The following is a 4062-nucleotide window of genomic DNA, read 5'->3' on the forward strand; positions in this document are numbered from 1 at the left end:
CCAGCGGGGGCCGAGGGTCCGGCTTCGCCGGCCCCAGGCGCCGCCCCCTTGAGGGGGGAACAGGCTACACGCAGTGAGCCTGGACGGGGGTGGATTCATCTTCGCGCATAACTTACCGTGAGCATCTCCCACTGGTGCCCCTCGGGCTCGKTCCAGTAAATGCCTTTGCCGCCAAGGTACGTGCTGACCTGCATGTCCATGGGGCCGCGCACCGAGCTGCGGTACTTGATTCCAGCCGCCTGGATGCGCCCCAGGATCGCATCGAACTCCTGCTCGCTCACGCGAAAGCAGAAATGCTCGACGGGAAAGTCTTCGTCGGTGTCGATGAAGTCCAGCGTCAGGCCTTCGTTGATGTAGACGGCGGAAAAGGGCCCAATCGTGGTTTCGGCCCATGGCACGCCGAGCAGCCCGGCCAAAAACCTGGCAGAAGCCACCTTGTCGCGCGCCGATACGATGAAGTGGTCCAGATGAATGGTCATGGCAGGCCTCTTGAAAGTGATGGCCTGTTTTATAGCGCGGGCGGGCTGCGCCTGTACACCGGCGCGCGTAACAACCTTCATGGCGGCATTGCCGCCATGGTCGCACGGCTGTAGCCTTCAGGGCATTTTTATAAGAAATGTGGCTGCAGACCAATAGGGACGAGCGCAATCAGCTATCTAATTAGTAGCAATCAAGGCCGGCCGCTCAACCCCGGTCCACGCTCACAGGTCGAAGAACACTGTTTCCTTGCCGGCGGCGCTGTCCTGCATGCGGATGTCGAATCGGTATACCGCTCCGGCCCCCGTCATGTCGCGTTGGGCAACCAGGGTGCTGCGCCGTTCGGCCGGCACGCTTGCCAGCACCGCGTCTTTGCTGTTCGCCCCCGCTTCATCATCAAAGTAGATGCGCGTGAACGTATGCACCAGCAGGCCGCGCATGGTGACGCAGACGTTGATGAACGGTGCTTGCCCCGCCACCGCACCGGGCTTGACGGTGAAGAACTCGTAATGGCTTTGCGCCAGGGTGCCGGTGCCGCAGCGGCCGAAGCCGGTGAAGCCGCGCGCTTCGGCATCGGCCACCGACGAGATGGGCTGCCCACTGCCGTCGGGCTGGGCAATCTCGACCATCGCGTCCATCACGGCATTGCCGGCGCCGTCAAACACCTGGCCGGTGATACGGATGTGCTCGCCCYTCGCAGTGGGCTGGGCCAGCACCGGCGTGAACAGGCTTTTGAGGTCGTAGCCGTATTGCGTGGGCGTAAGGCCGTAGGCAAAAAAGGGACCGACGGTTTGCGATGGAGTTTGTTTGAGTTGGCTCATGGTGTTGTCCTTCCGCCGCTTATTCAAAGCGCGTGGCTTTGGGGCCGCGCAGCACGATGTCGAACACATAGCCCAGCGCGTAGTCGGGCTGGGTCACGTCGAGGCTGAATTTCGAGACCATCAGCTCGCGCACGCTTTCGGGCGCGCCCATGTACATGGGGTCGTAACCCAGCAGCGGGTCGCCGGGGAAATACATCTGCGTGACCAGGCGGCTGGCGAAGTAGTCACCGAACAGCGAAAAATGAATATGCTGCGGACGCCAGGCATTGGGGTGGTTGCCCCAGGGGTAGGCACCGGGCTTGATGGTCTTGAAGCTGTAGTGGCCTTCGTTGTCGGTCATGCAGCGGCCGGCGCCCAGAAAGTTCGGGTCCAGCGGCGCGTCGTGCTGGTCGACCTTGTGCACGTAGCGGCCGGCCGCGTTGGCCTGCCAGACTTCCACCAGCGTGTTGCGCACGGGGCGGCCGTCTTCGTCGAGCACACGGCCGGTGACGATGATGCGTTCACCCAGCGGGTCGCCGTTCATCACGGCATTTTTGGTCAGGTCGTTGTCGAGCGGGCCCAGTTGTTCGGCGCCATAGACAGGCGCGTTGAGCTGTGCGAGCGCTTGCTTGATAGGCACCAGCGGCTGCTTGGGGCCGCGCAGCAAGGTGGATTTGTAGCCCGGATAAATATGGGGCGAATGGCTGGTCCAGTCGCGTGGGGCCAGAAAGCTGTTGTTCAGGTCGGGTTTCATCGATGTCTCCAGAGGTCGAAAGAGGTTGGCGCCTTTTTAGCAGGCGCTTTTCGGGTTTTTCGTGCTGAGTCGACTTTAATCGGCCGAAACAGTTATGTATATTGACATTTTCTCGACTTATCCATAACCAGATGGTCAAATCGGAGCATGGTCGATGAACGCATCAAATACCGGCACCTGCAGTGCTTTCTGGCGGTGGCACAGCATGGCAGCCTGCAAAAGGCAGCCGACGTGCTCGCCATCACGCAGCCCGCCGTATCCAAAACCCTGAAAGAGCTCGAGGGCCTGCTGGCGGTGCGGCTGTTTGAGCGCGGGCGCAAAGGCGCCGTGCCCACACGCGAGGGCGAGGCCTTTTTGCGGCATGCCGGCGCCAGCGTAAGCGCGCTGCGTGAAGCGGTCGCCAGCGTCGCGCAGACACGGCGGCAGGGCAGCGCGGTGATTGCCATCGGTGTGCTGCCGACGGTGGCACCGTGGCTGATGCCCTTGCTGCTGGCGCGGCAAGAGGCTCAGTCCGGGCCGGATGCGCACACCAGCCTGCGCATCCAGACCGGCTCCAACCCCGAACTGCTGGCCAGCCTGCGCCAGCGCGAACTGGACCTGGTGATTGGACGTTTTGCCGAGCCGGCCCATATGTTGGGGCTGACGTTTGAGCACCTGTACGCCGACCCCTTGGTATTGGCAGTGCGCCCCGGCCACCCCCTGCTGGCGCAGGCCGGGCGCAAGGCCGATCCGCTGGCCGGCTTGCAGGCCTTCCCCGCGATACTGCCCACGCAGGGCACGGCCATACGCCATACCGCCGACAGCTTTTTCCTCACGCGCGGCCTGCCGCCGCCTATGCGCCTGGTCGAAACGCTGTCGGTGTCCATCGCACGCGGCTATGCGCTGCAAAGCGATGCGGCCTGGCTTGCGCCGCTGGGGGCTGTGCGGCCGGACCTGGAGAGCGGCACGCTGGTGCGCCTGCCCGTCAGCATGGCGGGCACCGAAGAGCTGGTGGGGTTGACGCTGCGTGCCGACATGGCGCCCACCGAGGCACAGCACCAGCTGATTGCCACCATTCGCGTGCTGGCGGCAGAACGCCGCAGCGAAGCGCCGGCCCTGCTTTAGGCTTCTAGGCCGGCTCGGCCTGCACCGCAAAGCGGGCCGTCAGTTCACCCAGACCCAGCTCTTCAAGCACCTCGCGCAAACGCGCTTGGGCGGCACGGGTTTTACCGGCCTGGGGTTGCTCGGGCTTGCTGGCCAGGATGAGTTCGTTCTTCATCGAATGCTCCCAGCCCACAAGCTCAGTCACCGTGACCTGGTAGCCGTTGGCTTCGAGCTGCAGGCAGCGCAACACATTGGTGATCTGGCTGCCGAATTCACGCGTGTGCAGCGGGTGCCGCCAGAGTTCAGCCAGCGGCGTGCGAGACAGTGACAGCGCACGGCTTTTCTTCAGCACACCGGCCACTTCAGCCTGGCAGCACGGCACCAGCACCATATGGCGGGCGTTTTTGGCCAGCCCGAATGCAATGGCGTCATCGGTGGCCGTGTCGCAGGCATGCAGGGCGGTGACGATGTCCACGGTGGGCGGGAGTTCAGCCGAAGTGGTGGCCTCCTGCACCGATAGGTTCAGGAACGACATGCGCGCAAAACCCAGCCGCTGGGCCAGCACGCGTGACTTTTCAACCAGCTCGGCGCGGGTTTCGATGCCGTACACATGGCCTGCGGTTTTTTCACCGCGGTGCGCGACATTAAAAAACAGGTCGTACAGGATGAAGCCCAGGTAGGACTTGCCTGCGCCGTGGTCGGCCAGGGTGAAGTCTTCCTTTTCTGCCGCGACCTCATTGAGCAGGGGCTCGATGAACTGGTACAGGTGGTAGACCTGCTTGAGCTTGCGCCGCGTGTCCTGGTTGAGCTTGCCCTCGCGCGTGAGGATGTGCAGCTCCTTGAGCAGCTCGATCGACTGGCCGGGGCGAAGTTCTTCGATGACTTGCGGAACGGGCGCGGGCTTTCCACTGCCTTTGGGCGGTTTTGCGGCGCGCGCGGTACTGGGAG

General features: G+C 63.5%; 5 protein-coding genes. 1 reads left to right on the plus strand and 4 read right to left on the minus strand.

What is annotated here, in order from left to right:
- Window positions 1-95: 95 nt before the first annotated feature.
- The 3 genes from AC1D1P_RS16430 to pcaH all read right to left on the minus strand — a co-directional run bounded on the left by AC1D1P_RS16430 (window position 96) and on the right by pcaH (window position 2031).
- Window positions 96-560, minus strand: a complete 465-nt coding sequence (locus AC1D1P_RS16430; protein ID WP_477673705.1) for a VOC family protein — start codon at window positions 558-560, stop codon at window positions 96-98.
- Between the two features lie 141 nt (window positions 561-701).
- A complete protein-coding gene (gene pcaG, locus AC1D1P_RS16435) occupies window positions 702-1298 on the minus strand; it encodes a protocatechuate 3,4-dioxygenase subunit alpha (protein WP_477673706.1) in 597 nt (198 codons plus the stop codon).
- A 19-nt stretch (window positions 1299-1317) separates the two neighbouring features.
- Window positions 1318-2031 (minus strand): protocatechuate 3,4-dioxygenase subunit beta, encoded by a 714-nt coding sequence (pcaH, locus tag AC1D1P_RS16440; RefSeq protein WP_477673707.1) that lies wholly within the window; start codon window positions 2029-2031, stop codon window positions 1318-1320.
- Between the two features lie 147 nt (window positions 2032-2178).
- Here pcaH and pcaQ point away from each other — a divergent pair, with 147 nt between their 5' ends.
- Window positions 2179-3135, plus strand: a complete 957-nt coding sequence (pcaQ, locus tag AC1D1P_RS16445; protein ID WP_477673708.1) for a pca operon transcription factor PcaQ — start codon at window positions 2179-2181, stop codon at window positions 3133-3135.
- 4 nt (window positions 3136-3139) lie between these two features.
- Here the strand turns inward: pcaQ and AC1D1P_RS16450 are convergent.
- Window positions 3140-4062 (minus strand): class I SAM-dependent methyltransferase (locus AC1D1P_RS16450; protein ID WP_477673709.1); only part of this gene is annotated, 923 nt, incomplete at its 5' end.

The organism is Polaromonas sp. P1_E1_2 (genome assembly GCF_056406035.1).